Origin of the sequence: Streptomyces sp. NPDC058812, assembly GCF_042744565.1 — a bacterium.
In the GTDB taxonomy this organism is placed as follows: Bacteria; Actinomycetota; Actinomycetes; order Streptomycetales; family Streptomycetaceae; genus Streptomyces; species Streptomyces thinghirensis.
The window spans coordinates 24,893-50,951 of record NZ_JBHYOB010000022.1 but is presented as its reverse complement, the minus strand read 5'-3'; the positions used below and the strand labels follow the sequence as shown (position 1 = coordinate 50,951).

The following is a 26,059-nucleotide window of genomic DNA, read 5'->3' as shown; positions in this document are numbered from 1 at the left end:
CGTCACTCGCCGACTGCCCCACGCTCGACCGCGCTCGCGCGGGGGGACCCCCTCGCGTCGACTCCCTCCTCCGCCTTGCGTCTGGACGCACCAGACCCCGCTCACCCGCGCCGATCAGGCGCCGTGCCCTTCCTGCGACCTGATCCGCCGGACAGGCCCTACTCTCGACGCCATGTCCCGCCTGCCTCCGTCCCCGCACGTGCTGATCCTCGGCGGCACCACCGAGGCCCGCCGCCTGGCCGCCGATCTGGCGGCGCGATCCGGCGTCCGCGTCACCACATCCCTCGCGGGACGCGTGACCCGGCCGGGCTCCCTCGCCGGGAAGGTGCGGACCGGCGGCTTCGGCGGACCCGAAGGGCTCGCCGCCTGGCTGCGCGAGCAGCACGTGGACGCCCTCGTCGACGCGACCCACCCGTTCGCCGAGACGATCACGGGAAACGCGGTCCGCGCCGCGGCGGCCACCGGCACCCCCGCGGTGATCCTGCGCCGCCCCGGCTGGCAGGCCGGACCCGGTGACCACTGGCACCCGGTCGCCTCCCTCGCCGAGGCGGCCGACCTGCTGCCGGGCCTCGGCCGCCGCGTCTTCCTGACCACCGGCCGACTGGGCCTGGCGGCCTTCGCGCACCTGCCCGACCACCACTTCGTCGCCCGCTCGGTGGAGCCCCCCGAGCCACCCCTGCCACCGGACACACGCGTGCTGCTGGCCCGCGGCCCGTTCACGGAGGCCGACGAGACGGCCCTCCTGCGCGACCACCGCATCGACGTACTGGTGACCAAGGACAGCGGGGGAGCGGCCACCGCGGCCAAACTCACGGCGGCCCGGAAGCTGGCTCTTCCGGTGGTGGTCGTCCGCAGGCCCCCGCTGCCGCAGGGCGCGGACGCGGTGTCCGACGTGCCGGCGGTTCTGGAGCGGCTGGAGCGGCTGGGGCTCAGCGGGCCGTGACCGGCTGCCGCACACGGTCCGGCAGGCCGCTGCTCAGGTCCTCGACCAGCAGCCGCTTGGCGATCGAGTCGACCACGGCACGCAGGTCCGTGTCCGAGGGCCGGCCGATGTCCTGCTCCACCCGGTCCTCCAGCCACGCCGACCAGGCCCGGCCGATGACCAGGGCCTCGCGGGCGCCCGCGTCGGTATGGGAGAGCAGGGAGCCGTGGCGGGTCAGGAAACCCTCCTCGGCCATGCGGTCGAAGACCGGCAGCAGCACTTCCGGCGGCAGCCGGCGGCGAGCGGCGATCAGACCGAGGCTGGCGTGCCCGACCAGCCGCGTGAACAGGTCGACCTGCATGACGGCCCAGGCGCCGGCGACGTCGAGCCGGGTGTCGCTGTCCGCGATGATCCGGCGCGCGGTGTCCAGCTCCGTACTGCCGATGATCTTTCCGACGGAGGCCTCCAGCGCCCGCCTGTTGTCGGCGTCGTGCGGTGAGGCGAAGCCCTCGCCCATGTCGGTGGAACCCAACCGGGCGCTGTCGCGAAGCTGGACCTGCTTGAGGAACAGCGCGACGAGGAAGCCGAGCGCCGCGACCGGGACCGTCCACAGGAACACGGTCTGGATGGTGTCCGTGTACGCGCCGACGATGGGTACCGACGCGTCCGGCGGCAGCCGGTGCACGCCCTCCGGACTGGTCGCCGCCCTGCTGATCGCCGCCGGATCGGCGGCGCCGGTCTCCGCGGCGGCGGACACGCCGTCCCGCAGGTTGGGGCCGAGTGCGTTGGCGTAGATGGTGCCGAAGACGGCGGTGCCGAAGGAACTGCCCAGTGTGCGGAAGAAGGTGACGCCGGAGGTCGCGGTGCCGAGGTCGGCGTAGTCGACGGTGTTCTGCACCGCGATGGTCAGCACCTGCATGGACAGGCCGATGCCCGTGCCGAGCACGAACATGTACAGCGACTCCAGCCAGGCACCCGTGGACGGCCCCATGAGCGACATCAGATACAGGCCGACGCCCATCACCAGGGTGCCCGCGATCGGGAACAGCCGGTACCGTCCGGTCCTGCTGACCACGCTCCCGCTGAAGACCGAGGCGATCAGCAGCCCGGCCACCATCGGCAGCGTGCGGACGCCCGAGACGGTGGCCGAGTCGCCGTCGACGTACTGCAGATAGGTCGGCAGATACGTCAGCGCGCCCAGCATCGCGAAGCCGACGACGAAGCTGAGGATCGAGCAGACGGTGAACACCGGGTTGGAGAACAGCCGCATCGGCAGCATCGGTTCGGCCGCCCGGGTCTCCACCCAGCAGAACAGCCCGAGCGCGATCAGCCCGCCCGCGAACAGACCGATGATCACGGCCGAGCCCCACGCGTACTGGTTGCCGCCCCAACTGCTGGCCAGGATCAGCGCGCTCGCGCCGACCGCGACCAGCGCGATGCCCAGGTAGTCGATGACGGGCCGGGCGGCCGACTTCACCACCGGGATGGTGCGCGCGGCGGCGATGGCGACGACGATCGCGATGGGCACGTTGACGTAGAAGGCCCAGCGCCAGGACAGGTGGTCGGTGAACAGCCCGCCCAGCAGCGGGCCGATGACCGTCGCCACCCCGAACACCGCGCCGATGGCGCCCTGGTACTTGCCGCGCTCCCGCAGCGGGATGACGTCCGCGATCAGCGCCATCGACGTGACCATCAGGCCGCCCGCGCCGATGCCCTGCATCGCCCGCCAGATGATCAGCAGCGGCATGCTCGTGGCCAGCCCGCACAGGAACGAGCCCGTGATGAACACGATCGCCGAGACCTGGAAGACGACCTTGCGGCCGAACATGTCGCCGAACTTGCCGACCAGCACCGTGGCCACGGTCTCGGCGAGCAGGTACGAGGTCACCACCCACGACATGTGCTCGCCGCCGCCCAGGTCCGACACGATCGTCGGCAGCGCGGTGCCGACGATCGTCTGGTCGAGGGCCGCGAGCAGCATGCCCAGCATGATCGTGACGAAGACGACGTTGCGGCGGCGCTTGTCGAGCACGGGCGGCTGGGCGGTGGCGTTCCGTGGGGTTTCCTCGGCGACTGTCACACGGTCACGATCACACCGGTGCACCGGCCACGCATGCGGGGACGGTCCGCCCGGGTGCGGCCCTCGGGGTGGCCGGCGGTCGGTCCGGCTAGCCGTCGCCCGGGTTGCGCCGCAGCAGATACGTGTCCATGATCCAGCCCTTGCGCTCCCGCGCCTCGGCGCGCAGCCGCTCGATGCGGGGCGCGGCCTCGGCGATCGGGCCGGAGGCGAGGATCTCGTCCGGGGTACCTATGTAGGCGCCCCAGTAGATGTCGATGTCCTGGTCCGCGTACCGCCGGAATGTCTGGTGGGCGTCGAGCATCACCACGACGTCGTCCACCCCCTCCGGGAAGCCCTCCGCGAGCCGCCGCCCGGTGGTGATCTGCACCGGCCGCGCCACCCGGTTCAGCCCTGTCCGGTGCCGGGCGACGAGTGAGGAGACGCTGCTGATGCCCGGTACGACGTCGTACTCGAAGGCCACCGCGCCGCGCTCCAGGATCTCCTCCAGGATGCCCAGCGTGCTGTCGTAGAGCGCAGGGTCGCCCCACACCAGGAAGGCACCGCTCTCGTCCTCGCCCAGCTCCTCGGCGATCAGCCGCTCGTAGATGCCGGCGCGGGCACTGCGCCAGTCGCCGACGGCGGGGGAGTACGCCGTGCCGCCCGCGCTCCGGTCCCGCTCGGGGTCGCGCGCCTCGACGATCCGGTACGTCCCCTCCGGTATGTGCGTCTCCAGCATGTCCCGGCGCAGCCGCACCAGGTCGGCCTTCACCTCGCCCTTGTCCAGGACGAAGAACACGTCCGTGCCGCGCAGCGCCCTGACCGCCTGCAAGGTGAGCTGGTCGGGGTCGCCCGCGCCGATACCGATCACATGAATCTTCCGCACGCCACGAGTCTGCCGTACGCCACTGACAACGTTCTGGCCGGGCTGCCCCCAGCACCGCGGCGGGGCTGCCCGCAGCGCTCCGGCGCGACTTCCCCCAGCCCTGCGGCGAGGCCGGCTTCAGCCCCGCAGCCGAGGTGCCCGCGCCCCCGCGTCCACGCTCGCGCCGCCCTCCACGTCCTCCGCCAGCTCCCGGGCCCACCCGGCGACCCGGTCCAGGTCCATCCCGTAAGGCCGCCCCCGCCCGGACGCCGAAGCCGCCCACTCGGTCACCGCGCCGGCCCCGCGCCGCAGCAGCCTGGCCCCGCCGGTGACGTTGCCGCGAGCCGCGTGCGTGAGTCCCACGGCCAGCTGGGCCATCCCCCGCCACAGCTCCCGCTCCTCCTCGGGACCAGACTTCCAGGCGTCCTCGAACACCTCGTGCGCGTGGAACGGCCGCCCCGCGTCCAGCAGCCGCTGCGCCTCGGCGACCGTCTCCCCGGGGGCCCGTACGACGCCTTCCGGCTGGCGGGGGACGCCGTCCGCGCCGTACGGCAAGGGGCGGCCGAGGCCGTCCCGGGGCCGGGCGTTGCGCGCCCGGCCCTCGTCGTCGCGGTCCCGCGCGTCCACCGGCCGGTTCGGGGCTGTGCTGTCCATGGGGCTGTCGGCAGGGCTGTCCATGGGACCGATTGTCCCCCGTCCGTGCCCGCTTAGGAGTGGCCCGGGGTGTGAGGTAAAGTTCTGACCGCGTGATCGTGCGGTTCGCCGCGTGTCAGCAGACCGGGACGTGGCGCAGCTTGGTAGCGCACTTGACTGGGGGTCAAGGGGTCGCAGGTTCAAATCCTGTCGTCCCGACGGTCTGAAGGGCCTTCACGGGCGAGAATCCGTGGGGGCCCTTCTGCTGTGCCGCCTCGTGCCGCCCCGGGTGCCGCCGGGGTCACGACCGCGGGCGTGCCCCCGCCGCGACGAGCAGGTCCACCGTCTCCGGATGCGGCCCCTTCGACGCCCAGTCGAGCGGTGCCCAGCCCGTGCCGTGGTCCTCCCGGAGGTTCGGGTCGGCGCCGTGTTCGAGGAGTGCGCGCACGGCCTCGGTGTGTCCCCAGCAGGCAGCCCCGCACAGCGGTGTGCCCTCCGAGCCGATCCCGCTCTCCGTGTCGGGCGAGGCGCCGGCCGCCAGCAGCACGCGGACGATGTCGGCGGCGCCGTTCACGGAGGCCAGGTACAGCGGCGTGGTGCCCGCGGTGTCGGCCGTCTCGGCCGGCGCTCCGGCTCGCAGCGCCGCTCTCACCCGCGTGATGTCGCCGACCAGCGCCGCGTCGACGAGACGCCGGGACAGCTTCTTGTGCCGGCGCCTGTTCACGGGGCCTCCACGACCGGCGGCTCGCCGCGCGGCAGGGTCAGGGCGGTCCGCAGTGCCGTGGCCTGCGCGACGCCGATGCGGTCGGCCAGGACGTCCTCGATGACGTCGAGGGTCGCCTGGGCACGTCGGTGGACGCGGGTGCCCTCCGTGGTGATACGGATCAGGCGGTTGCGTGCCGAGGAGGGGTCCGGCACCTGTTCCAGCAGTCCCAGGGCGAGCAGCCCGTGCACGGCCTGGTGGGCGGTCTGCCGGGTGACGCCGAGGCGGCGGGCCAGCTCGGCGACCGTGGTGCCCTCCGCGTCCAGGAGGGCGAAGATCTGCCCCTGGGCGCTGCTCAGCGGCTGTTCGCCGGCCGCCCGCATGCTCGCCGTCAGCGCGTCGTCGAGCCAGCGCTTGGCTCCGGCCAGCAGCAGGGGCAGGTTCTGTACGGCTTCCGTCATGTCTCCTCGGGCTCCTCCGGCTCCGAGCATACGGGGAGCCGCGCCAGGCGTTCGGGCGGACCGCGGGGCGCCGTCCGACTCTGCGTGGAGGATCTCCAGGGCGAGCAGGAGGAGAAGCCGCTCACCGCCGGCGGCTTCGGCTTCGTACCGGAGAACTACTTCGTGCGCGGCCGGACCGGGTGATAGAAGCGGGCATGACCAACTTGCCCCACCCCGTGCCGCCGAAGCGTCCGAGTCCGGACGGCCGCCGATGACCGCCGGCATCGACACCCCGGACCGCCGGGGCCGCACCGGACTCGACCGGGCCGGCCGGGACCTGACCGGCAACCCCCGGGTCAAGGTCCGGGACGTACGACTCCTCTCCAGCCACTGGTACGTCGAACGCACCACGACCTTCGACTTCCGGCGAGCCGACGGCACCTGGAGCACCCAGGAGCGCGAGACCCACGACCGCGGCAACGGCGCCACCGTCCTGCTCTACGACACGGAACGCGAAACCGTGCTGCTCACCCGCCAGTTCCGCCTCCCCGCCTACGTCAACGGCCATCCCGACGGCATGCTGATCGAGACCCCCGGCGGGCTGCTCGACGACGAGGGCGAGCACCCCGAGGTCGCGGTGCGGCGCGAGGTCGTCGAGGAGACCGGGCACACCGTCGGAGAGGTCCGGCACGTCTTCGACGTCTACATGAGCCCCGGCTCGGTCACCGAACGCGTCAGCTTCTACGCCGCCGCCTACGACCCCGCCACCCGCACCCACGAGGGCGGCGGCCTGGACGAGGAGGGCGAGGACATCGAGACCCTCGCACTGCCCTTCCGCCGAGCCCTGGAGATGATCCGCACCGGCGAGATCGCCGACGCGAAGACCATCATGCTGCTGCAGTGGGCGGCGCTGGAGGGCCCGTTCGCCCGCCCTGCCGGAAAGGGCTGACACCGAAGCCGCTTGACTTGAAGCGCACTTCAAACTGAAGACTCCCTCTCGTGCCCGGACGACCGGGTACGAAGGGGAGGAACACCATGAAGTACCGCACCCTCGGCACCGACCCGGCCCACCGCCGTGAGGTGAGCGTGCTCGCGCTCGGCGCGATGCTGTTCGGCTCGCTGACCGACGAGAAGACCTCCTTCGCCGTCCTCGACCGCTATGTCGAGGCCGGCGGGAACTTCATCGACACGTCCGACAACTACGCCTTCTGGACGGACGGCGGTCAGGGCGGCCAGAGCGAGGAACTCCTCGGCCGCTGGCGGCGCAGCCGCGGTATCGGCGAGGAGATCGTCATCGCCACCAAGCTCGGCGCCCGCCCCCTGGCCCCCGGCACCAGCTACACCGACAACCCCGAGGGCCTGTCGGCCAAGGTGATCCGCGAGGCCGCGGACCGCAGCCGGGACCGGCTCGGCGTCGACAAGCTGGACCTGCTGTACGCGCACATCGACGACCACACCGTGCCGCAGCGCGATACCGTCGAGGCGTTCGGTGGACTGGTGACGGAGGGCACGGTCGGACTGCTCGGCGTCAGCAACCAGGCGATGTGGCGCGTGGAGCGGGCCCGCGCCCTCGCCGCCGCGGCCTCACTGCCCGGCTACGAGGTTCTCCAGTACCAGCACAGCCACCTGCGGCCCCGCTTCGACGTGCCCGGCGACTTCTCCCCGGACGGCAGCCTCGGCCACGCCGGCCCCGAACTGCTCGGCTACCTGCGGGCCGAGCCCGCCCTGACCCTGGTCGCCTACTCACCCCTCCTGGCCGGCGCCTACGACCGCGACGACAAGCCGCTGCCCCCGGACTACGACCACCCGGGCACCCCGGCCCGGCTCGCGGTGCTCCGTGACGTCGCCCGGGAGACCGGCGCCACCATGGGCCAGGTCGTCCTCGCCTGGCAGATCGGCGCCGCGCTGCCGATCGTCCCGCTGGCCGGAGCCTCGTCGGTGGCGCAGCTGGAGGAGAACCTCGCCGCCGTGGACCTGGACCTCACCCCGGAGCAGCGGGCCCGGCTGGACACGGTCCACTGACCCCGGGAAAAGCACTGGCCCGGTCCGACCCCGGCTGACTAGCCTCGCCGACGTGGACCCCAAAGACCCCAAGGACGTCGTGCGGCGCGGATACGACGCCGTGGCGGCGCGCTACGACGAGGCGTACGGCGGCGGCACCAAGTACGGGCCCTGGCTCGACGACCTGCGTCGGCGACTCCCGGCCGGTGGCACGGTCCTGGACCTCGGCTGCGGAGGCGGCGTACCGGTCGCCCGAGTGCTGACCGACGCCGGGCACCCGGTGACCGGCGTCGACATCAGCGAGGTGCAGATCCGCCGGGCGCGCGAGCGGGTGCCCGGCGCCGTGTTCCACCGCGCCGACCTCACGGACGTCGGCTTCGAACCCGGCTCCTTCGACGCGGTGGTCTGCTTCTACGCCCTCATCCACCTCCCGCTCGCCGAACAGCCGCCGCTGCTGCGCCGGATCGCGGGCTGGCTGCGGCCCGGAGGCAGGTTCGTCGCCACCACCGGGCACGGGGCGTGGACCGGCGTCGAGGAGGACTGGCTCGGTGGCGGCGCCCCCATGTGGTGGAGTCACACGGACGCCGCCGGATACCGGGAGTGGATCGTCCGGGCCGGGTTGACCGTCGAACACGAGGAGTACGTCCCGGAGGGCGACGCGGGGCACACCCTGTTCCGGGCCCGCCGACCGCTCGGGTCGGCACCTAACCCCTGACCAGCAGCTGGAAGTCGAACGCGTACCGGGACGCGCGGTATATGTGCGTCCCGTACTCGACCGGCCGCCCGGTGTCATCGTACGCCGTGCGCTGCATGGTCAGCAGTGCGGCGCCCTCCTCCTCGTCCAGGCGCTCCGCCTCCTCGCGGGTGGCCGAGCGGGCGCCCACGGTCTGGCGGGCGCTGTGCAGGGTGATGCCGGACGCGCGCATCATCCGGTACAGGCCGGTCGACTCCAGCCGGGCGTCGTCGAGGTCCAGCAGCGTCGCAGGCAGGTAGTTGCACAGCAGCGCCACCGGCTGGCCGTGGGTGAGGCGCAGCCGCTCCAGGACGGTGACCTCTCCGCCCTCCGCGACGCCGAGGGCCGCCGCCACGCCGGCCGAGGCGGGCACGCCCTCGTTGCGCACCACCCGTGTGGTGGGTCCCTGCCCGGCCGCCTCCAGGTCGTCGTAGAGACTGCTCAGCTCCAGGGGGCGTTTGACCTGGCTGTGCACCACCTGGGTGCCGACCCCGCGCCGTCGGACCAGCAGCCCCTTGTCGACCAGGGACTGGATGGCCTGACGGACGGTCGGCCGGGACAGGCCGAGGCGGACGGAGAGGTCCACCTCGTTGCCCAACAGGTTCCCGGGGGCGAGGACGCCCTGCTCGATCGCCGCCTCCAACTGCTGGGCGAGCTGGTAGTACAGCGGCACCGGACTGCTCCGGTCCAGGGCGAAGTCCAGGGTGCTGAGCGCGGGTGGGGTCACGGCACGTGCGGGGCCGCCGGTCTTCGCCATGGACGTACCTCCCTTGCGTAGGTGACGGGCTGTCAGAGGTGGCGGCGGCGGTCGGCGACGGCGCGTTCGTACTCCGCGCGGGCGCCGGTCGCGGCCTCGCGGGCGGACACCTCGGCCACCGGCACGTCCCACCAGGCCTCGGCCGGGGGAGCGGTCGGCGGCGCCGGGTCGGTCTCCACGTACACGCAGGTCGGACGGTCCGCCGCGCGGGCCGCCCGCAGGGCCTCGCGCAGTTCCCCCACCGTCTTGGCGCGCAGGACGTCCATGCCGAGGCTGGCCGCGTTGGCGGCGAGGTCGACGGGGAGCGGGGCGCCGGTGAAGGTGCCGTCGGCGGCGCGGTGGCGGTAGTCGGTGCCGAAGCGCTCGGCGCCGACCGACTCGGACAGGCCGCCGATGGAGGCGTAGCCGTGGTTCTGGACCAGGACCAGCTTGACCGGCAGGTTCTCCTGCACGGCGGTGACGATCTCCGTCGGGTTCATCAGGTACGTGCCGTCGCCGACCAGGGCCCACACCGGCGTGCCGGGCGCGGCCTGCTGGACGCCGAGCGCGGCCGGGATCTCGTAACCCATGCACGAGTAGCCGTACTCCAGGTGGTACTGGCGAGGCGAGCGGGCCCGCCACAGCTTGTGCAGGTCGCCGGGGAGCGAGCCGGCCGCGTTGATCACCACGTCCTCGTCGCCGACGACCGCGTCGAGCGCGCCCAGCACCTGCGTCTGGGTCGGCACGGCGCTGTCGTCGCCGGCGCGGTAGGCCGCCTCCACCGTCTCGTCCCAGCGTGCCTTGCCGGCGCGGTACTCGGCCTCGTACGACGCGTCCACCCGGTGGCCGGACAGCGCCTCCGTCAGCGCCGTGAGCCCCGTCCGGGCATCGCAGACCAGGGTGCGGGCGGCGAGCTTGTGGGCGTCGAAGGCGGTGATGTTGAGGTTCAGGAAGCGGACGTCCGGGTGCTGGAAGAGGGTGCCGGAGGCCGTGGTGAAGTCCGAGTAGCGGGTGCCGACCCCGATCACCAGGTCCGCTGCGCGGGCGAGGTCGTCGCTGACGGCGGTGCCGGTGTGGCCGACGCCGCCCAGGTCGGCCGGGTGGTCGTGGCGCAGCGCGCCCTTGCCGGCCTGGGTGGAGGCGACGGGGATGCCGGTGGCGTCGACCAGTGCCTTCAGCGCCTCCTCGGCCTCGCTGTGGTGAACGCCGCCGCCCGCGACGATCAGCGGGCGCTCGGCGGCCCGGACCGCCCGCACCGCCTCGGTCAGCTCCACCGGGTCGGGCGCCGGACGCCGTACGCGCCAGACCCGGTCGGCGAAGAACTCCTCCGGCCAGTCGTACGCCTCCGCCTGCACGTCCTGGGGCAGCGCGAGGGTGACCGCGCCGGTCTCGGCCGGGTCGGTGAGCACGCGCATCGCCTGGAGGGCGGAGGCGACGAGGGCCTCGGGGCGGGTGACGCGGTCGAAGTAGCGGGAGACGGGGCGCAGGGTGTCGTTGACGGAGACGTCGGCCTCGATCGGGTGCTCCAGCTGCTGGAGCAGCGGGTCGGCGGCGTGCGAGGCGAAGTAGTCGCCGGGGAGCAGGAGGACCGGCAGGCGGTTGATCGTGGCCAGGGCGGCGCCGGTGACCAGGTTGGTGGCGCCGGGGCCGATGGACGTCGTCACCGCCTGCGCGGACAGCCGGTTGAGCTGCCGGGCGTGGCCGACGGCCGCGTGGACCATCGCCTGCTCGTTGCGTCCCTGGTGGTACGGCATGACGTCGGCGTACTCGACGAGGGCCTGGCCGAGGCCGGCCACGTTGCCGTGGCCGAAGATGCCCCAGGTGCCCGCGATCAGGCGGTGCCGTACACCGTCGCGTTCGGTGTACTGGGCGGTCAGGAAGCGCACCAGGGCCTGGGCGGTCGTCAGTCGGCGGGTGGCGCTCATGCGGACCTCTCCGGTGCGGTGTAGAGGGGGAGTCGGGGGTCGACGGGCCGGCCCGCCCAGGTGTCGCGGACCCAGGCGTGGTCGGGGTGGTCGCAGATCAGCCAGGCGCGTTCGGCCTCCGGGCCGGCCATGACGTTGAGGTAGTACATGTGGTGGCCGGGGACGGCCATCGACGGTCCGTGCCAGCCGTCGGGGATGAGGACCACGTCGCCGTCGCGGACCTCGGCCAGCACGTCCGTGCCCCGCCCCCGCCCGGACGGGGAGACCCGCTGGTAGCCGAGGCCGGGGGTGCCTTCGTGGTCCGCGAACTCGAAGTAGTAGATCTCCTCCAGCACCGACTCCTCGCCGGGGCGGTGCTCGTCGTGCTTGTGCGGCGGGAAGGAGGACCAGTTGCCGGCCGGGGTGATGACCTCGACCGCGATGAGCTTGTCGCACTCGAACACCCCGGCCGCACCGAAGTTGTTGACCTGCCGCGAGCAGTTCCCCGTGCCCCTCAGCTCCACCGGAACCGACGACGCCGGGCCGTAGCGGCTGGGCAGGCGGCGGGTGCAGCGGGCGCCGGTGAGGGCGAAGCGGCCGCCGCCGGCGGAGGTCACGGTCGCGCGGGCGTCGCGCGGTACGTACGCGAAGTCGCTGACGCCGCTGAACACGTCGGCGCGGCCGGTGAGTTCGAAGGTGTCCTGGCCGAAGTCGTCGGCGGTGGCGACCGTGCAGCCACCGCTGAGCGGCAGGACGATCCACTCGCTGTCGCCGCTGTCGAAGGTGTGGCCGCCGCCGGGCGGCAGGTGCAGGACGCGCAGGCCGGCGTGGCCCCAGCCCGCCACCTCGGGGGTGACCTCCACGGCGTACGGGCCACTCGCGGCCTTGCCGGCGGAAAGGTGATACGTCAACGGATCCTCCTCTGTCACAGCAGTCCGACGGCCGTGTCCACCGCCTGCTCCACGCTGCCCTCGGCCGGGTAGAGCAGCGAGCGGCCCACGACCATGCCCTGCACGGTGGGCAGCCTGAGTGCCTTGCGCCAGCGTTCGTAGGCGGCGACCTGGTCCGCGGGGGAGCCCCCTATGTCACCGCCGAGCAGGACGGCGGGCAGTGTGGAGGTCTCCAGGACCTCGCCCATGTCGTCCGGGTCGTGGGTGACGGGCAGTTTCAGCCAGGTGTAGGCGGAGGTGCCGCCCAGGCCTGATGCGATGGCGACGGACCGGGTGACCGCCTCGGCGGACAGGTCGTTGCGGACCCGGCCCTCGACGCGGCGCGAGATGAACGGCTCCACGAAGACCGGCAGTTCACGCTCGGCCATGGCGTCGACCGCGCGCGCGGTGGCCTCCATGGTGGCCAGCGAACCGGGGTCGTCGTAGTCGATGCGCAGCAGCAGCTTGCCCGCGTCGAAGCGCAGGCGGGCGATGTCCTCGGCGCGGTGGCCGGTGAAGCGGTCGTCCATCTCGAAGGCGGCGCCCGCGAGGCCGCCGCGGTTCATCGAGCCCATGACGACCTTGTTCTCCAGCACCCCGAGGAGCAGCAGGTCCTCCAGCACGTCGGCGGTGGCGAGCACCCCGTCGACGCCGGGCCGGGACAGCGCGGTGCACAGGCGTTCCAGCAGGTCGGCCCGGTTGGCCATGGCGTGCCGGCGGTCGCCGACGCCGAGCGCGCCGCGCGCCGGGTGGTCGGCGGCGACGATCATCAGGCGGCCGGAGTCGCCGATCAGCGGTCGGCGTACCCGGCGGGCCGCCGCCTCGGCGATCGCCTCCGGGTGCCGGGCTCTGACCACGGTGAGGTCGGGGATGCTGAGGGACAAGACGAAGCTCCGTTCAGGGAGTGGCTCGCGCGAGGAGGCCGTCGACCTCGGCCTCGGTGGGCATCGCGGAGGAGCAGGCGAGTCGGGAGGCGACGAGGGCGCCGGCCGCGTTGGCGTACCGCATGGTCCGCTCCAGCTCCCAGCCGGAGAGCAGACCGTGGCAGAGCGAGCCGCCGAACGCGTCGCCCGCGCCGAGGCCGTTGACCACCTCGACCGGCACCGGCTCCACCTCGGCCGTCCGGCCGTCGCGGTGCACGGCGAGGACGCCCTTCGGACCCTGCTTGACGACGGCCAGCTCCACACCGGCCGCCAGGAGCGCCTCGGCGCAGGCGTGCGGCTCGCGTACGCCCGTGGCGATCTCGCACTCGTCGAGGTTGCCGACCGCGACGGTCGCGTGCCGCAGCGCCTCGGTGTAGTACGGGCGGGCCTGGTCGGGGTCGGCCCAGAACATCGGCCGCCAGTCCAGGTCGAAGACCGTGGTGCCGGCCTTGGCGCGGTGGGCGAGGGCGGCCAGGGTCGCCGTACGGCTCGGTTCCTCGCTGAGCCCGGTGCCGGTGATCCAGAAGACGGCGGCCGCCCGGATCGCGTCGAGGTCCAGCTCCTCCGGGTGGATCTCCAGGTCGGGGGCCTTGGGGCGGCGGTAGAAGTACAGGGGGAAGTCGTCCGGCGGGAAGATCTCGCAGAAGGTGACGGGGGTCGGGTACGCGGCGACCGGGGTGACCCAGCGGTCGTCGACACCGAACTCCTTGAGCGCCTGGTGCAGATAGCCGCCGAACGGGTCGTCGCCCGTGCGGGTGATGACGGCCGCGGCGCGGCCCAGACGCGCGGCGGCGACCGCCACGTTGGCGGCGGAACCGCCGAGAAACTTTCCGAAGGTCTCAACCTCCGCCAGGGGTACACCCGTCTGCAAGGGATAGAGATCGACTCCGATGCGGCCCATCGTGATCAGATCGAAACGCGGGACTGACTCGGCCATGTGCGACGCTCCTCGGGCTGGGCGGGGGCCTGCCGCCTCCCAGGTGTATGACTCCGAGGCGACCGTGTCAATACTTTGTACTTACATTCGGACCTGCAAGTGAAATGATGTCTTGACAAAGTATTGACAGCGGGCGTCCCAAGGACTTGTATCCGGTCCCAGCGCAACAGCCGTTCTTCTCTGGTCTGGCACACGGCTCCCCCGTCGCACAGTCGCACAGTGAGGTGCAGGAAAGATGGACCGCTCTTCGCACGCCCGCTCCCGCGGATTCGCCCCCGCCGTGGCCCTCGCCGCCGCCGCGGCCCTGACCCTCGCCGGCTGCTCCAGCGGCTCCGGGGGCAAGAAGGCCGACGAGGAAGGGGACTCGGGTGCCTCCGCGGGCAAGGCGAGCACCCCCCGTATGACCGTCGCCCTGGTCACCCACCAGGCACCCGGCGACACCTTCTGGGACATCGTCCGCAAGGGCGCGGAGGCCGCCGCTGCCAAGGACAACATCAAGCTCGTCTACTCCGCCGAACCGAACGCGGGCAACCAGGCCAACCTGGTGCAGAACGCGATCGACCAGAAGGTCGACGGCATCGCCGTCACCCTCGCCAAGCCGGACGCCCTCCGCAGCGTGCTCGGCAAGGCCGAGAAGGCCGGCATACCCGTCGTGGGCCTCAACTCCGGCCTGGCGGACTGGAAGAAGCTCGGCCTGATGTCGTTCTTCGGACAGGACGAGACCGTGGCCGGCGAGGCGCTCGGGAAGCGGCTGAACGAGGACGGCGCCAAGAAGGCCGTCTGTGTGATCCACGAGCAGGGAAACGTCGGTCTCACCCAGCGCTGCGACGGCGTGAAGAAGACCTTCGAGGGCTCGATCGAGAACCTGTACGTCAACGGCACCGACATGCCCTCGGTGAAGTCGACCATCACCGCCAAGCTCAAGCAGGACGGCGACATCGACCGCCTCGTCACGCTCGGCGCCCCGTTCGCCATGACCGCCGTGCAGTCGGTGGACGAGACCGGCAGCGAGGCGAAGGTCGCGACCTTCGACCTCAACAAGCAGCTCACCGGCGCCATCGAGAAGGGCGACATCGAGTTCGCCGTCGACCAGCAGCCCTACCTCCAGGGCTACCTGGCGGTCGACGGCATGTGGCTCTACAAGAACAACGGCAACTACAGCGGCGGCGGTGAGCAGCCGGTGCTGACCGGCCCCGCCTTCGTCGACAAGTCCAACGTGAAGGCCGTCGCCGAGTTCGCCGCGAAGGGCACCCGGTGATGAGCGTGACCCAACAGGCTGAGCCGGCGGTGACCACACCGCCGGCCCCCGGCCCGGGGCAGACCGACGGGCGGACCCGGCAGCGCTCGCTGGCGCTGCGTCTGCTCGCCCGTCCGGAGGTCGGGGTCTTCCTCGGCGCCGTCGCCGTGTTCGTCTTCTTCCTGATCGCCGCCCCCTCGCTTCGCGAGGGCGGCTCCATGGCGACGGTGCTGTACCAGTCGTCCACCATCGGCATCATGGCGCTGCCCGTCGCCCTGCTGATGATCGGCGGCGAGTTCGACCTGTCCGCCGGTGTCGCCGTGATCACCTCGGCGCTCACCGCCAGCATGCTCAGCTACCAGCTGACCATGAACATCTGGGTGGGCGTCATCGTCGCCCTCGCCGTCTCCCTCGGTGTCGGCGCGTTCAACGGCTGGGTGCTGATGAAGACCGGCCTGCCGAGCTTCCTGGTGACGCTCGGCACCTTCCTGATCCTCCAGGGCGTCAATCTCGCGGTCACCAAGCTGGTCACCGGCAACGTCGCCACCGACGACATCAGCGACATGGACGGCTTCGACCAGGCCAAGGCCCTCTTCGCCTCGTCCTTCGACGTCGGCGGCGTCCAGGTGAAGATCACGGTCGTGTGGTGGCTCGTCTTCGCCGCCCTGGCCACGTGGGTGCTGCTGCGCACCAAGTACGGCAACTGGATCTTCGCGGTCGGCGGCAACAAGGACAGCGCCCGCGCGGTGGGCGTCCCCGTCGCCTTCACGAAGATCACGCTCTTCATGCTGGTCGGCTTCGGCGCGTGGTTCGTCGGCATGCACCAGCTGTTCTCCTTCAACACCGTGCAGTCCGGCGAGGGCGTCGGCCAGGAGCTGATCTACATCGCCGCGGCGGTGATCGGCGGCTGTCTGCTCACCGGTGGCTACGGCTCCGCCATCGGCCCGGTCTTCGGCGCCTTCATGTTCGGCATGGTGAACCAGGGCATCGTCTTCGCCGGCTGGAACCCCGACTGGTTCAAGGCATTCCTCGGCGTGATGCTTCTCGGCGCAGTCCTCATCAATCTGTGGGTCCGCCGCGCGGCGACCCGGAGGTGATCGGAAATGACCAGCAAGACCGCCGGCACCCACGGGGCCGTCCTCGCGGACACCGCGCCCGAGGCGGACCGGCCGATCGTCCAACTCCGCGCCGCCGGCAAGGCCTACGGGAACATCCGCGCCCTGCACGGCGTCGACCTCGCGGTCCAGCCCGGCCGGGTGACCTGCGTGCTCGGCGACAACGGCGCCGGCAAGTCCACCCTCATCAAGATCATCTCCGGGCTGCACCAGCACACCGAGGGCGAGTTCCTCGTCGACGGCGAGGCCGTGCGCTTCACCACCCCGCGTGACGCCCTCGCCCGGGGCATAGCCACCGTCTACCAGGACCTCGCCACCGTGCCCCTGATGCCGGTGTGGCGCAACTTCTTCCTCGGCTCCGAGATGACCAAGGGCCCCTGGCCCGTGCGCCGCCTCGACATCGCCCGCATGAAGCGGACCGCCGACGAGGAACTGCGCAACATGGGCATCGTCCTGGACGACCTGGAACAGCCCATCGGCACCCTCTCCGGCGGCCAGCGCCAGTGTGTCGCCATCGCCCGCGCCGTCTACTTCGGCGCCCGCGTCCTCATCCTCGACGAGCCCACCGCAGCCCTCGGCGTCAAGCAGTCCGGCGTGGTCCTCAAGTACATCGCCGCCGCCCGCGAACGCGGCCTCGGCGTCATCTTCATCACCCACAACCCCCACCACGCGTACATGGTCGGCGACCACTTCAGCGTGCTGCGCCTGGGCACCCTGGAACTCAGCGCCGCCCGCGCCGACATCACCCTCGAGGAACTCACCAACCACATGGCGGGCGGTGCCGAACTCGCCGCCCTCAAGCACGAACTGGCGCAGGTCGGCGGGGTCGACGTGGACGCGCTTCCGGGCGCGGAGCCGCAGGTTACCGCGGCCGACACCGTCGCGCCCGATTCCGCGGCCCCGGACTCCACGGCCTCGGACTCCGCAGCGCCCGATTCCGCCGCATCCGCCGAAGGGAAGGTCTGACATGCCCGCTGCCCTCGACCGCATCCGCGTCGGCTCGGCCCCCGACTCCTGGGGCGTCTGGTTCCCCGACGACCCCCGGCAGGTGCCCTGGGAGCGTTTCCTGGACGAGGTCACCGAGGCCGGCTACGAGTGGGTCGAGCTGGGCCCCTACGGCTATCTCCCCACCGACCCGGCCCGGCTCACCGACGAGGTGGCCCGGCGTGGCCTCAAGGTCTCCGCGGGCACCATCTTCTGCGGCCTCCACCGCGGCCCCTCGGAATGGGACGCCACCTGGGAGCAGGTCAGCCGCGTCGCCGCCCTGACCCGGGACATGGACGCGAAGCACCTCGTCGTCATCCCGTCCTTCTGGCGCGACGACAAGACCGCCGAGCTCCTGGAACCGCCGGAGCTGACCGGCGAGCAGTGGGCGCACCTGACCAAGGGCATGGAACGCCTCGGCCACGAGGTGCGGGAGACCTATGGCCTCGACATCGTCGTCCACCCGCACGCCGACACCCACATCGACACCGAGGAGCACGTCGAGCGCTTCCTCGACTCCACCGACTCCGACCTGGTCAACCTCTGCCTGGACACCGGCCACTACGCCTACTGCGGCGGCGACAGCGTCAAGCTGATCGAGACGTACGCCGAGCGCATCGGCTACCTGCACCTCAAGCAGGTCGACCCGGAGATCCTCGCCGAGGTACGGGCGGGAGGGGTGCCGTTCGGGCCGGCCGTGCAGCGCGGTGTGATGTGCGAACCGCCCACCGGCGTACCCGAGCTGGGCCCGGTGCTCACGGCGGCCCAGAAACTGGGCGTGGACCTGTTCGCCATCGTCGAGCAGGACATGTACCCCTGCGAGCCCGACAAGCCCCTGCCCATCGCCGTCCGTACCCGCAGGTTCCTGCGCTCCTGCGGCGCCTGAGACGCCTGAGACGCCGGAGACGCCTGAGACGTCTGAGAGGGCGCCTGAGACCCTGCGACCTCCGAGACTGCGGCTGCTGACGGCGCCGGCGGGCGGGTCCCGCCGGCGCGCCGCTCGGCGGGCCGTTGTCAGTGGCGCGCGCTAGCGTGCACAGCACTGGCACTTCGTCCCGTTCCGGGAGGCAGTCATGTCCTCACGTCTCAACCCCTACCTCAGCTTCGACGGCGATGCCCGACAGGCGATGGAGTTCTACGAGCAGGTGTTCGGCGGCACGCTGGCGCTGAACACCTTCGGCGCGTCCGGCATGGCCGACAGCCCTGACGCCGACAAGATCATGCACGGCATGCTGGAGACACCGAGCGGCTTCACCCTGATGGGCGCCGACACCCCGCCCGGGATGGAGCACAGCCCGGGGAACACCTTCTCGGTGAGTCTCAGCGGCGACGACGAGACCGAGCTGCGCGGCTACTGGGAGCAGCTCTCCGCCGGCGGCTCCGTCGCCGTGCCGCTGGAGAAGCAGATGTGGGGCGATGTCTTCGGCATGTGCACGGACCGGTTCGGCGTCCCCTGGATGGTGAACATCAGCGAGCCGGCGAGCTGATCGCGCGGCCCGCCGGCCCCCACGCCCGGCTCATCCCCGCCGTACCTCCTCGATCGTCACCGGCCGGTGCTCGTGCAGCGACAGCGTGCAGGCCTCGGCGATCCAGCCCGCCTCCAGCGCGTCCTCGATCGTGCAGGGGGAGGTGCGGTGACCGGCGACGACCTCGGTGAACGCGATGAGTTCGGCGCGGTAGGCGGCGGTGAAGCGGTCCATGAAGAAGTCGTGCGGAGTGCCGGCCGGGAAGGTCACGCCGGGCTCGACCGAGCGCAGCGGCAGCTTGTCCTCCAGGCCGACGGCGATGGAGTCCGCGAAACCGTGGATCTCCATGCGGACGTCGTAACCACGCGCGTTGTGGCGGCTGTTGGAGACCACGGCGATCGTGCCGTCGTCCAGGGTGAGAACCGCCCCGGTGGTGTCGGCGTCGCCCGCGTCCTTGATGAAGTCGGCGCCGCGGTTGCCGCCGACCGCGTACACCTCGGTCACCTCGCGGCCGGTCACCCAGCGGATGATGTCGAAGTCGTGCACCGAGCAGTCGCGGAAGATGCCGCCGGACGCGGCGATGTACGCGGCGGGCGGCGGCGCCGGGTCCAGCGTGGTGGACCGCACGGTGTGCAGCTTGCCCAGCTCACCACCCTGCACGGCCGTCCGCGCGGCGACGAACCCGGCGTCGAAGCGACGGTTGTAGCCGATCTGGATCGGCACGTCATGACCGGCGACCGCCTTGAGCACCTCGACGCCCTCCGCCATGGTGCGGGCGACGGGCTTCTCGCAGAAGACGGGGACACCGGCCTCGACGGCGGCCAGGATCAGCCCCGGGTGGGCGTCGGTCGCCGCCGCGACCACCACCGCGTCCACCCCGGCGGCCAGCACCGCCTCGGGTGAGTCCGCGACCTCGGCGCCGAAGCGCTCGGCGGCGGCCTTCGCGGCGTCCGCGAACGGGTCGGCGACGACCAGCGAGTCGACGGACTCGAGTCCGGAGAGGGTCTCGGCGTGAAAGGCGCCGATGCGGCCGAGGCCGAGGATTCCGATACGCATGTGCTCCGCTGCTCCCTGTGTGTGGTTGCGGTGGTGAGGACTCAGTCCAGGCCACCGAGGACGTTCTGGTCCCAGTCGATCACCGAGCCCGTGACCACCCCGGACCGGTCAGACAGCAGCAGGACCACGAAGTCGGCGATCTCGTCCGGTTGCCCGAGCTTGCCCATCGGCAGCCGGGCGGCGGCCTCCTCGCGCCAGTCGTCCCCGGCACCGTGGAAGGCGCGCTGGGTCGCGTCCTCGCCCTCGGTCGCCGTCCAGCCGATGTTCAGGCCGTTGACCCGCACCCGGTCCCAGCGGTGCGCGTGCGCGGCGTTCCTGGTGAGACCCACGAGCCCCGCCTTCGCGGCGACGTACGGCGCGAGGAACGGCTGCCCGCCGTGCGCCGAGGACGTGATGATGTTGACGACGCTGCCGGGCGCGCCCCGGCCCACCATGTCCGCGACCGCGGCCTGCATCGCGAAGAACGGCGCCTTGAGGTTGATCGCGATGTGCTGGTCGAACAGCTCGGGAGTCGTGTCCAGCAGCGTCCCCCGCGAGGTCAGCCCCGCCGAGTTCACCAGGCAGTCGACACGGCCGTACGCCTCCACCACCCGGGCCACGCAGGTCTTCGCCTGCTCCGCGTCCGCCAGGTCGGCCCGCACGAACATCGCCCTGCCGCCCGCCGCCGCCAACTCGGCCACCAGGGCGTCACCGGGTTCCGGGCGCCGCCCCGTGACGGCCACGACCGCGCCCTCGCGGACGGCGGCCCGCGCGATGGCGGCCCCGACGCCCTGACTTCCGCCGTTGACCAGGACGACCTTGTCGTCGAGAAGTCCCCTCACGCCCGTCACCTCCCTCAGCTCTCCCGGCCGGCCCGCAGTACCTCGCGCAGTGCCTCCGGCGTCCACCTTTCGCGCAGCGCCCGCCGTACGACATCCGTGGGTGCCTGCGGGTGTCTACAGGTGTTACAGGTGCCCCGCTCTCACCCCTCCGGCCGGACCTCGACCCAGGCCTCGCGCTCGGCCGACCTCGCGATCGCGTCCAGTACGGCCGCGCTGTGCACCGCGTCCGGCAGGGTGGCGCCGTGCGGGGTGCCCTCCGCGATCGACCGCAGGAAGCGGTGGGCCTCCACCACCTTGAGGTCGTCGTAGCCCATGGCGTTCGCGGCACCCGGCTGGAAGGCGGCGAACTCGCCGTGGGCGGGGCCGACGTAGACGGTGCTGACCGGCTGGTCCTGGTACGCCGTGCCGCGGCTGACGCCCAGTTCGTTCATGCGGCGGAAGTCCCAGAACACCGCGCCCTTGGTGCCGTGCACCTCGAAGCCGTAGTTGTTCTGCTCGCCGACCGAGACCCGGCAGGCCTCCAGGACACCGCGGGCGCCGGAGGAGAAGCGCAGCAGACAGCTGACGTAGTCCTCGTTCTCGACCGGGCCCGGTTCGCCGCCCGCGGCCCGGGAGTGACCGGCGGTGGCGACGGCCGGGCGGGCCCGCTCGGGCAGGAAGATCGCCGTGTCGGCGGTCAGCGACGCGATGTCGCCGAGCAGGAAGCGGGCCAGGTCGGCACCGTGCGAGGCCAGGTCGCCGAGCACCCCGCTGCCGCCGCGCTCCCGCTCGTAGCGCCAGGTCAGCGCGGACTCGGGATGGGCCGCGTAGTCGCTGAAGAGACGGATGCGGACATGCGTGACGGCGCCGATCTCCCCGGACGCGATCAGCTCGCGGGCGGCCTCGACGGCGGGCGCGTTGCGGTAGTTGAAGCCGACCGCGCCCTGGACACCGGCCTTGGCGACCGCGTCCGCCACCGCACGGGCGTCCCCGGCGGTCAGGCCGACCGGCTTCTCGATCCAGATGTGCTTGCCGGCCTCGGCCATCGCGACGGCGATCTCGCGGTGCAGGAAGTTCGGGGCGGTGATGCTGACCGCCCCCACCCTCGGGTCGGCGGCCACGTCGCGCCAGTCCCGGGTCGTCGACGCGAACCCGAACTGCGCGGCGGCCTCCTCCGCCCGCCCCGGCACCTCCTCGGCGACCGTCACGAGTTCCGGACGCAGGGCGAGCTGCGGATAGTGGTGCCGGACACGGGCGTACGCCTGGGTGTGCACCCGGCCCATCCAGCCGAAACCGACGACGGCGACACCCAGCGCGTCCACCATGAAAGCCCCTCTTCGGACCGGTCCCTGCTCTGTCCCGCCCACCCTCGGCGGAGCCGAGGCATCATGTCAACCTTTTGACAGGACAAAGGTACGGAGGGGAGCGGTCGACTCCGCATGCGATCACCCGAATCGCCCTGGCAGTCGGCATGTACATTGTCTCGTCGTGATCGAAAGAGTGGGCGGGCGAGTCGTCGCCGACAGGTACGTGCTCGCCGACCGGTTGGGCAGCGGCGGTATGGGCACGGTGTGGCGTGCCTGGGACCACCTGTTGCAGCGGACGGTGGCCGTCAAGGAACTCCATGCCGTCGGTGGCGGGTACGAGCAGCAGGCGTCGATGCGCCGTGTGCTGTCGGAGGCGCGGGCGATCGCCCGGGTGACGCACGCGCATGTCATCGACATCTACGATCTGGTGGAGTTCGACGGCGGTCTGTGGATCGTCATGGAACTGGTGCCGGGCGGCTCGCTGAGCGAGCGGGTGAGATCGAGCGGGCTCCTGTCACCGGTGGAGACAGCCCGCGTCGGCCTGGAGGTCCTGTCCGCGTTGGAGGCGGTGCACGCGGCCGGTGCGCTGCACCGTGACGTGAAACCGGCCAACGTGCTTCTGCGCGCCGACGGCAGCAGCGTGCTCACCGACTTCGGTATCGCCGCCCTGTCCGGTCACACAGGTCTCACGGGCACGGGGGGCGTGGTCGGCTCGGCCGAGTACATGGCCCCAGAACGCCTGCGCGATCAGCCCGCCGGGCCGGCCAGCGACTTGTTCTCCCTCGGCGTCACTCTGTGTTTCCTGGCCTCCGGCCAGACCCCCTTCGCCCGGGGGGACCTCACGGCCACTTCGTTCGCCGTCGCCTTCGAACCGCCCTCCGTCCATGTCCGGGGCCCGCTGGGCGACGTCATCGAGCAGTTGCTGGACAAGGACCCCGCCAAGCGCCCGTCCAGCGCACAACTCACAGACGCGCTGCAGTCGATAGTCGACGGCGTCCCCCCAACGGTGCGGGCGACACTGCGGCAGCCGGTGCAGCCCGCACGCGCGAACCGGCGCCGCACGGCGACCGCACGCGCGAACCGGCGCCGCACGGCGATCACAGGGGCGATCGCCGTGGTGGTGCTCCTCGCCGGAGCGGGCGTGACCGCGTACGTCGCCGGAGACGACCCCGGCTCTGGTTCGCCCGACCAGACCGGGCAGACGTCCACTGGTGCCCATGCGGTGTCGCGTGTGGACGCGGTGATGCCGGTTCCGGGTGTGCAGGGCAGGTTCTGGGTGTTCTCCGGCAGTGAGTACATGGTCGTCGAGGTGGGTGCGGACCCGGCGTCGGCGCGGCGGGTGAGCGGGCCTGCTCCGATCGCGCAGTGGCGCAAGACGTTCGGCGGCCTGGACCGCTTCACGAACAGGATCGACGCCGTCCTGCCGGTTCCCGGTGACGACCATCGCTTCTGGGTCTTCTCCGGCGACCAGTACCTGCTCGTCCACATCGCGGGTGACCGCTCCGGCAAGGGCCGCCTCCAGGAACCCCGCCCCCTCACCGACTGGAGCAACAGCATCGGCGAGGGGGCGGGCTTCTCGCGTCGTGTGGACGCGGTGATGCCGGTTCCGGGTGTGCAGGGCAGGTTCTGGGTGTTCTCCGGCAGTGAGTACATGGTCGTCGAGGTGGGTGCGGACCCGGCGTCGGCGCGGCGGGTGAGCGGGCCTGCTCCGATCGCGCAGTGGCGCAAGACGTTCGGCGGCCTGGACCGCTTCACGAACAGGATCGACGCCGTCCTGCCGGTTCCCGGTGACGACCATCGCTTCTGGGTCTTCTCCGGCGACCAGTACCTGCTCGTCCACATCGCGGGTGACCGCTCCGGCAAGGGCCGCCTCCAGGAACCCCGCTCCCTCACCGACTGGTCGTCATTGAGGCCGTTCCGAACGGACTGAACCAGCCAGGCTGGTCACTTGACCGGAACGCGGCGGTCACAACACCGCCGACACGGGAGGAAGAACGGGTGGAAGACCGGCCTCCGGGCGTTACCGACCGCCATCAATGATCAACCGGGCAGCTCCTGGCCGAGGTTGATCGCGTACGCCTTGCGCAGTGTCTCGTGCACCGTCCACGTCGTACGGTCACCCTCGCGCAGCACGGCCAGGTCACCCGGCCCCACCGTCAGCGTCGGGCCGCCCTCCACCTCGACCGTGGCCGACCCGCTGAGCACGACGAACATCTCGTCCGCCTCGGTGTCGGTGACGACGCCCGGGGTGATCTGCCAGATGCCGCGCACCTGCCGGCCGTCCGCCGACTCCCAGACCACCTTGCCGGTCACCTCCGGGGTGCCGGACACGATCTGCGCGGGGGAGAGGGGCTCGGGTACGAGTTCGGCGTCGGGGACGCGGACAACGAAGCTGTGGGTCATGCGGTGACGCTATCCGGGGCCGAGGAGGCTTCGGGGGCGACAAGGTGTGGCGTATCCGGTGGTGCGTGCGGACACTTCGTCGGGCCCGACCCACGGTCGACGGCGCGGTCATGACCCGCACCCTCGGTGGCATCGTGGGCATGCCGGTCGCCGGCCGGGCCTCGGACCTCCCCCACCGGCACCCTGCTCAACCGACGCAGGTCACCGCCCCCGGCGCGACAACCACGCCGCGGCGACCGCGCCGGAGACGTTGTGCCAGACGGAGAACACCGCGGCCGGCAGGGCCGCCAGCGGGCTGAAGTGTGCGGTGGCCAGGGATGCCGCGAGGCCGGAGTTCTGCATGCCGACCTCGAAGGCCATGGCACGGCTCGCCGGTTCGCCGAGCCGACCGATCCGCCCCGCGCCGTAACCGAGCGCCAGTCCGAGGCCGTTGTGCAGCACCACGGCGACGAACACCAGCCCCGCGGCCGACTTGATCGCGTCGGCGCTGCCCGCCACGACCACCGCCACGATCACCGAGATCGTCAGCGCGGACAGCCAGGGCAGCGCCGGCAGCGCCCGCTCCACGTACCGCCCCGCCAGCAGCCGTACGGCCAGGCCCGCGAGGACCGGGAGCAGCACCGTCTTGAGGATGTCGGTGACCATGGACCCGGCGTCCACCGGGAGGTACTCGCCCGCCAGCAGCAGCGTCAGCGGCGGGGTGACCAGTGGCGCGACGAGCGTCGAGACGGTGGCGACGGAGACCGACAGGGCGACGTCACCCCGGGCCAGGTACGTCACCACGTTGGAGGCCGTGCCGCTGGGCGCGCAGCCGACGAGGATCACGCCCGCGGCGAGTTGCGGGGGAAGGTCGAGCAGGTGGGCGATGGCCCAGCCGAGCCCCGGCATGATGACGTAGTGCGCGACCAGCCCGAGGGCCACCGCCCAGGGACGCTTGGCGACCCCGCGGAAGTCCTCCGGGGTCATCGTGATGCCCATGCAGAACATCACGACGCCCAGCAGGTACGGCACCGACTCGCTCCACCCGGTGAAACTCCCGGGGAGCAGCAGGCCGAGGGCGCCGGCCGCGAGGACGAGGATCGGGAAGACGGTCACGGCGCGCCGCGCGGAGCGGTCGCCGGTGGCGTCGTCGCTGAGGTGTTCGGGTCGTTCGGTTCGCACCGTGCGAGATAACGCCTGGTGGACGGCGTGACGCAAAGCCGTCTCGCGATGTGATCATCGGGAGGTTCCGCGGCGGTGACCGACGGCGCCGGTGCCCTGTCCTTCGAGGACGCCCTCGCGGTGGCGGCCCCGCCCCGCAGTGTGGATGAGGTAGTCTTGACCAGCGCGATCACACGAAACGTGGGACCGCGCACCGGGACGTGGCGCAGCTTGGTAGCGCACTTGACTGGGGGTCAAGGGGTCGCAGGTTCAAATCCTGTCGTCCCGACTTGCGTTTTCGCAGGTCATAGGCCGTTTCCGCGGAACAGCGGGAACGGCCTTTCTGTCGTTGCGCCGTTCACGACTCCGTCCGCTCGGCAACCAAAGTTGCCAACTCGTGTCCGCCGTTCGCTTCCGCGAGTCGGGGCTGTCCGAGGCCCGCATGTGGGTGGCGGACCCGGTCGACGTGACTCTGTCCGTCCTCGCCGCCTGGAAGGTGGTGGACGCGGAGGTCAAGCGGCTGACGGCGTTCCGGAACGCACGGTGCCTGCGTTGTATTCAGGTGCAGTAGTCGGGTGTCGCAGTCCGGTGTCGAGGGCCCGCGCACCCATCAGCGACCCGAAAGCGCGAGGCACTCCGCGCAGCGGTCGTCGGGGGGGGGGGGGGCCCCCCCCCCCCCCCCCCCCCCCCCCCCCCGCCCCCCGCGCCCCCCCCCCCCCCCCCCGCGCCCCCCCCCCCCCCCCCCCCCCCCCCGGGCCCCCCCCCCCCC

25 protein-coding genes and 2 tRNA genes are annotated in these 26,059 nt (G+C 72.0%); 12 read left to right on the top strand and 15 right to left on the bottom strand.

Annotated elements, in window-relative coordinates; translation table 11 throughout:
- Nucleotides 1-172 precede the first annotated feature (172 nt).
- On the top strand, nucleotides 173-943 hold the full coding sequence (locus ACFW48_RS32890; RefSeq protein ID WP_386321306.1) for a cobalt-precorrin-6A reductase: 771 nt from the start codon (nucleotides 173-175) through the stop codon (nucleotides 941-943).
- On the opposite strand, the gene ACFW48_RS32885 is transcribed toward ACFW48_RS32890, so the two are convergent.
- The 3 genes from ACFW48_RS32885 to ACFW48_RS32875 form a co-directional block, all read right to left on the bottom strand.
- Complete coding sequence (locus tag ACFW48_RS32885; RefSeq protein WP_386321303.1) at nucleotides 930-3,002, bottom strand: MDR family MFS transporter; 2,073 nt, start codon at nucleotides 3,000-3,002, stop codon at nucleotides 930-932. The two genes, ACFW48_RS32890 and ACFW48_RS32885, sit on opposite strands and share 14 nt — an antisense overlap.
- 88 nt (nucleotides 3,003-3,090) lie before the next feature.
- Nucleotides 3,091-3,864 carry a precorrin-6A synthase (deacetylating) gene (cobF, locus tag ACFW48_RS32880; RefSeq protein WP_386321300.1) on the bottom strand — a complete coding sequence of 258 codons (774 nt, stop codon included), beginning with the start codon at nucleotides 3,862-3,864 and terminating at the stop codon, nucleotides 3,091-3,093.
- 117 nt (nucleotides 3,865-3,981) lie between these two features.
- A complete protein-coding gene (locus ACFW48_RS32875) occupies nucleotides 3,982-4,521 on the bottom strand; it encodes a DUF309 domain-containing protein (protein ID WP_386321297.1) in 540 nt (179 codons plus the stop codon).
- A gap of 100 nt (nucleotides 4,522-4,621) precedes the next feature.
- Between ACFW48_RS32875 and ACFW48_RS32870 the strand changes: the two genes are divergently transcribed.
- Nucleotides 4,622-4,695 (top strand) — tRNA-Pro (locus ACFW48_RS32870).
- Nucleotides 4,696-4,777: 82 nt separating this feature from the next.
- Here ACFW48_RS32870 and ACFW48_RS32865 read toward each other — a convergent pair.
- The gene (locus ACFW48_RS32865) at nucleotides 4,778-5,200 is read right to left on the bottom strand and encodes an ankyrin repeat domain-containing protein (protein ID WP_386321294.1); all 423 of its coding nucleotides are present in this window, start codon (nucleotides 5,198-5,200) and stop codon (nucleotides 4,778-4,780) included.
- Complete coding sequence (locus tag ACFW48_RS32860; RefSeq protein ID WP_386321291.1) at nucleotides 5,197-5,640, bottom strand: MarR family winged helix-turn-helix transcriptional regulator; 444 nt, start codon at nucleotides 5,638-5,640, stop codon at nucleotides 5,197-5,199. Before ACFW48_RS32860 ends, ACFW48_RS32865 begins: the two co-directional genes overlap by 4 nt.
- Before the next feature lie 250 nt (nucleotides 5,641-5,890).
- Here ACFW48_RS32860 and ACFW48_RS32855 point away from each other — a divergent pair, with 250 nt between their 5' ends.
- From ACFW48_RS32855 to ACFW48_RS32845, 3 genes are all read left to right on the top strand, one after another.
- On the top strand, nucleotides 5,891-6,568 hold the full coding sequence (locus ACFW48_RS32855) for an NUDIX domain-containing protein (RefSeq protein ID WP_386321289.1): 678 nt from the start codon (nucleotides 5,891-5,893) through the stop codon (nucleotides 6,566-6,568).
- 86 nt (nucleotides 6,569-6,654) lie between these two features.
- Nucleotides 6,655-7,641 (top strand): aldo/keto reductase, encoded by a 987-nt coding sequence (locus ACFW48_RS32850; protein WP_386321286.1) that lies wholly within the window; start codon nucleotides 6,655-6,657, stop codon nucleotides 7,639-7,641.
- 52 nt (nucleotides 7,642-7,693) lie between these two features.
- Nucleotides 7,694-8,335: a class I SAM-dependent methyltransferase gene (locus tag ACFW48_RS32845; protein WP_386321283.1), complete on the top strand. Its 642-nt coding sequence runs from the start codon at nucleotides 7,694-7,696 to the stop codon at nucleotides 8,333-8,335.
- Here ACFW48_RS32845 and ACFW48_RS32840 read toward each other — a convergent pair.
- Genes ACFW48_RS32840 through iolC form a run of 5 tightly spaced genes read right to left on the bottom strand, consistent with a single transcriptional unit; the run spans nucleotide 8,325 to nucleotide 13,782 of the window.
- Nucleotides 8,325-9,110 (bottom strand): GntR family transcriptional regulator, encoded by a 786-nt coding sequence (locus ACFW48_RS32840; RefSeq protein WP_386321280.1) that lies wholly within the window; start codon nucleotides 9,108-9,110, stop codon nucleotides 8,325-8,327. The two genes, ACFW48_RS32845 and ACFW48_RS32840, sit on opposite strands and share 11 nt — an antisense overlap.
- Nucleotides 9,111-9,142: 32 nt before the next feature.
- Nucleotides 9,143-11,014: a 3D-(3,5/4)-trihydroxycyclohexane-1,2-dione acylhydrolase (decyclizing) gene (gene iolD / locus ACFW48_RS32835; RefSeq protein ID WP_386321278.1), complete on the bottom strand. Its 1,872-nt coding sequence runs from the start codon at nucleotides 11,012-11,014 to the stop codon at nucleotides 9,143-9,145.
- Entirely contained in the window at nucleotides 11,011-11,904 is an 894-nt protein-coding gene (iolB, locus tag ACFW48_RS32830) for a 5-deoxy-glucuronate isomerase (RefSeq protein ID WP_386321276.1), read from the bottom strand. Before iolB ends, iolD begins: the two co-directional genes overlap by 4 nt.
- 14 nt (nucleotides 11,905-11,918) lie before the next feature.
- Complete coding sequence (locus tag ACFW48_RS32825; protein ID WP_386321274.1) at nucleotides 11,919-12,806, bottom strand: deoxyribose-phosphate aldolase; 888 nt, start codon at nucleotides 12,804-12,806, stop codon at nucleotides 11,919-11,921.
- Between the two features lie 13 nt (nucleotides 12,807-12,819).
- Nucleotides 12,820-13,782 carry a 5-dehydro-2-deoxygluconokinase gene (iolC, locus tag ACFW48_RS32820; protein ID WP_386321271.1) on the bottom strand — a complete coding sequence of 321 codons (963 nt, stop codon included), beginning with the start codon at nucleotides 13,780-13,782 and terminating at the stop codon, nucleotides 12,820-12,822.
- Nucleotides 13,783-14,017: 235 nt separating this feature from the next.
- Between iolC and ACFW48_RS32815 the strand changes: the two genes are divergently transcribed.
- From ACFW48_RS32815 to ACFW48_RS32795, 5 genes are all read left to right on the top strand, one after another.
- The gene (locus tag ACFW48_RS32815) at nucleotides 14,018-15,040 is read left to right on the top strand and encodes a sugar ABC transporter substrate-binding protein (protein ID WP_386321269.1); all 1,023 of its coding nucleotides are present in this window, start codon (nucleotides 14,018-14,020) and stop codon (nucleotides 15,038-15,040) included.
- Nucleotides 15,040-16,116 carry an ABC transporter permease gene (locus ACFW48_RS32810; protein WP_386321266.1) on the top strand — a complete coding sequence of 359 codons (1,077 nt, stop codon included), beginning with the start codon at nucleotides 15,040-15,042 and terminating at the stop codon, nucleotides 16,114-16,116. The genes ACFW48_RS32815 and ACFW48_RS32810 overlap by 1 nt, the downstream gene beginning before the upstream one ends.
- Before the next feature lie 6 nt (nucleotides 16,117-16,122).
- Complete coding sequence (locus ACFW48_RS32805) at nucleotides 16,123-17,100, top strand: ATP-binding cassette domain-containing protein (RefSeq protein ID WP_386321263.1); 978 nt, start codon at nucleotides 16,123-16,125, stop codon at nucleotides 17,098-17,100.
- Between the two features lies 1 nt (nucleotide 17,101).
- The gene (locus ACFW48_RS32800) at nucleotides 17,102-18,004 is read left to right on the top strand and encodes a sugar phosphate isomerase/epimerase family protein (RefSeq protein ID WP_386321260.1); all 903 of its coding nucleotides are present in this window, start codon (nucleotides 17,102-17,104) and stop codon (nucleotides 18,002-18,004) included.
- 187 nt (nucleotides 18,005-18,191) lie between these two features.
- The gene (locus tag ACFW48_RS32795) at nucleotides 18,192-18,605 is read left to right on the top strand and encodes a VOC family protein (RefSeq protein WP_337307560.1); all 414 of its coding nucleotides are present in this window, start codon (nucleotides 18,192-18,194) and stop codon (nucleotides 18,603-18,605) included.
- Between the two features lie 30 nt (nucleotides 18,606-18,635).
- On the opposite strand, the gene ACFW48_RS32790 is transcribed toward ACFW48_RS32795, so the two are convergent.
- The 3 genes from ACFW48_RS32790 to ACFW48_RS32780 all read right to left on the bottom strand — a co-directional run bounded on the left by ACFW48_RS32790 (nucleotide 18,636) and on the right by ACFW48_RS32780 (nucleotide 21,765).
- Nucleotides 18,636-19,640, bottom strand: a complete 1,005-nt coding sequence (locus ACFW48_RS32790) for a Gfo/Idh/MocA family oxidoreductase (protein ID WP_386321256.1) — start codon at nucleotides 19,638-19,640, stop codon at nucleotides 18,636-18,638.
- Nucleotides 19,641-19,681: 41 nt separating this feature from the next.
- The gene (locus ACFW48_RS32785) at nucleotides 19,682-20,461 is read right to left on the bottom strand and encodes an SDR family oxidoreductase (RefSeq protein WP_386321254.1); all 780 of its coding nucleotides are present in this window, start codon (nucleotides 20,459-20,461) and stop codon (nucleotides 19,682-19,684) included.
- Nucleotides 20,462-20,601: 140 nt separating this feature from the next.
- The gene (locus ACFW48_RS32780; RefSeq protein ID WP_386321252.1) at nucleotides 20,602-21,765 is read right to left on the bottom strand and encodes a Gfo/Idh/MocA family protein; all 1,164 of its coding nucleotides are present in this window, start codon (nucleotides 21,763-21,765) and stop codon (nucleotides 20,602-20,604) included.
- Between the two features lie 163 nt (nucleotides 21,766-21,928).
- Between ACFW48_RS32780 and ACFW48_RS32775 the strand changes: the two genes are divergently transcribed.
- Nucleotides 21,929-23,677, top strand: coding sequence for a protein kinase (locus ACFW48_RS32775; RefSeq protein ID WP_386321249.1), 1,749 nt, complete (start codon nucleotides 21,929-21,931; stop codon nucleotides 23,675-23,677).
- 110 nt (nucleotides 23,678-23,787) lie between these two features.
- Here the strand turns inward: ACFW48_RS32775 and ACFW48_RS32770 are convergent, their stop codons facing one another.
- Entirely contained in the window at nucleotides 23,788-24,150 is a 363-nt protein-coding gene (locus ACFW48_RS32770) for a cupin domain-containing protein (RefSeq protein ID WP_386321246.1), read from the bottom strand.
- Nucleotides 24,151-24,351: 201 nt separating this feature from the next.
- Nucleotides 24,352-25,311, bottom strand: a complete 960-nt coding sequence (locus tag ACFW48_RS32765; protein WP_386321244.1) for a bile acid:sodium symporter family protein — start codon at nucleotides 25,309-25,311, stop codon at nucleotides 24,352-24,354.
- Between the two features lie 194 nt (nucleotides 25,312-25,505).
- Between ACFW48_RS32765 and ACFW48_RS32760 the strand changes: the two genes are divergently transcribed.
- Nucleotides 25,506-25,579 (top strand) — tRNA-Pro (locus ACFW48_RS32760).
- Nucleotides 25,580-26,059: the final 480 nt, after the last annotated feature.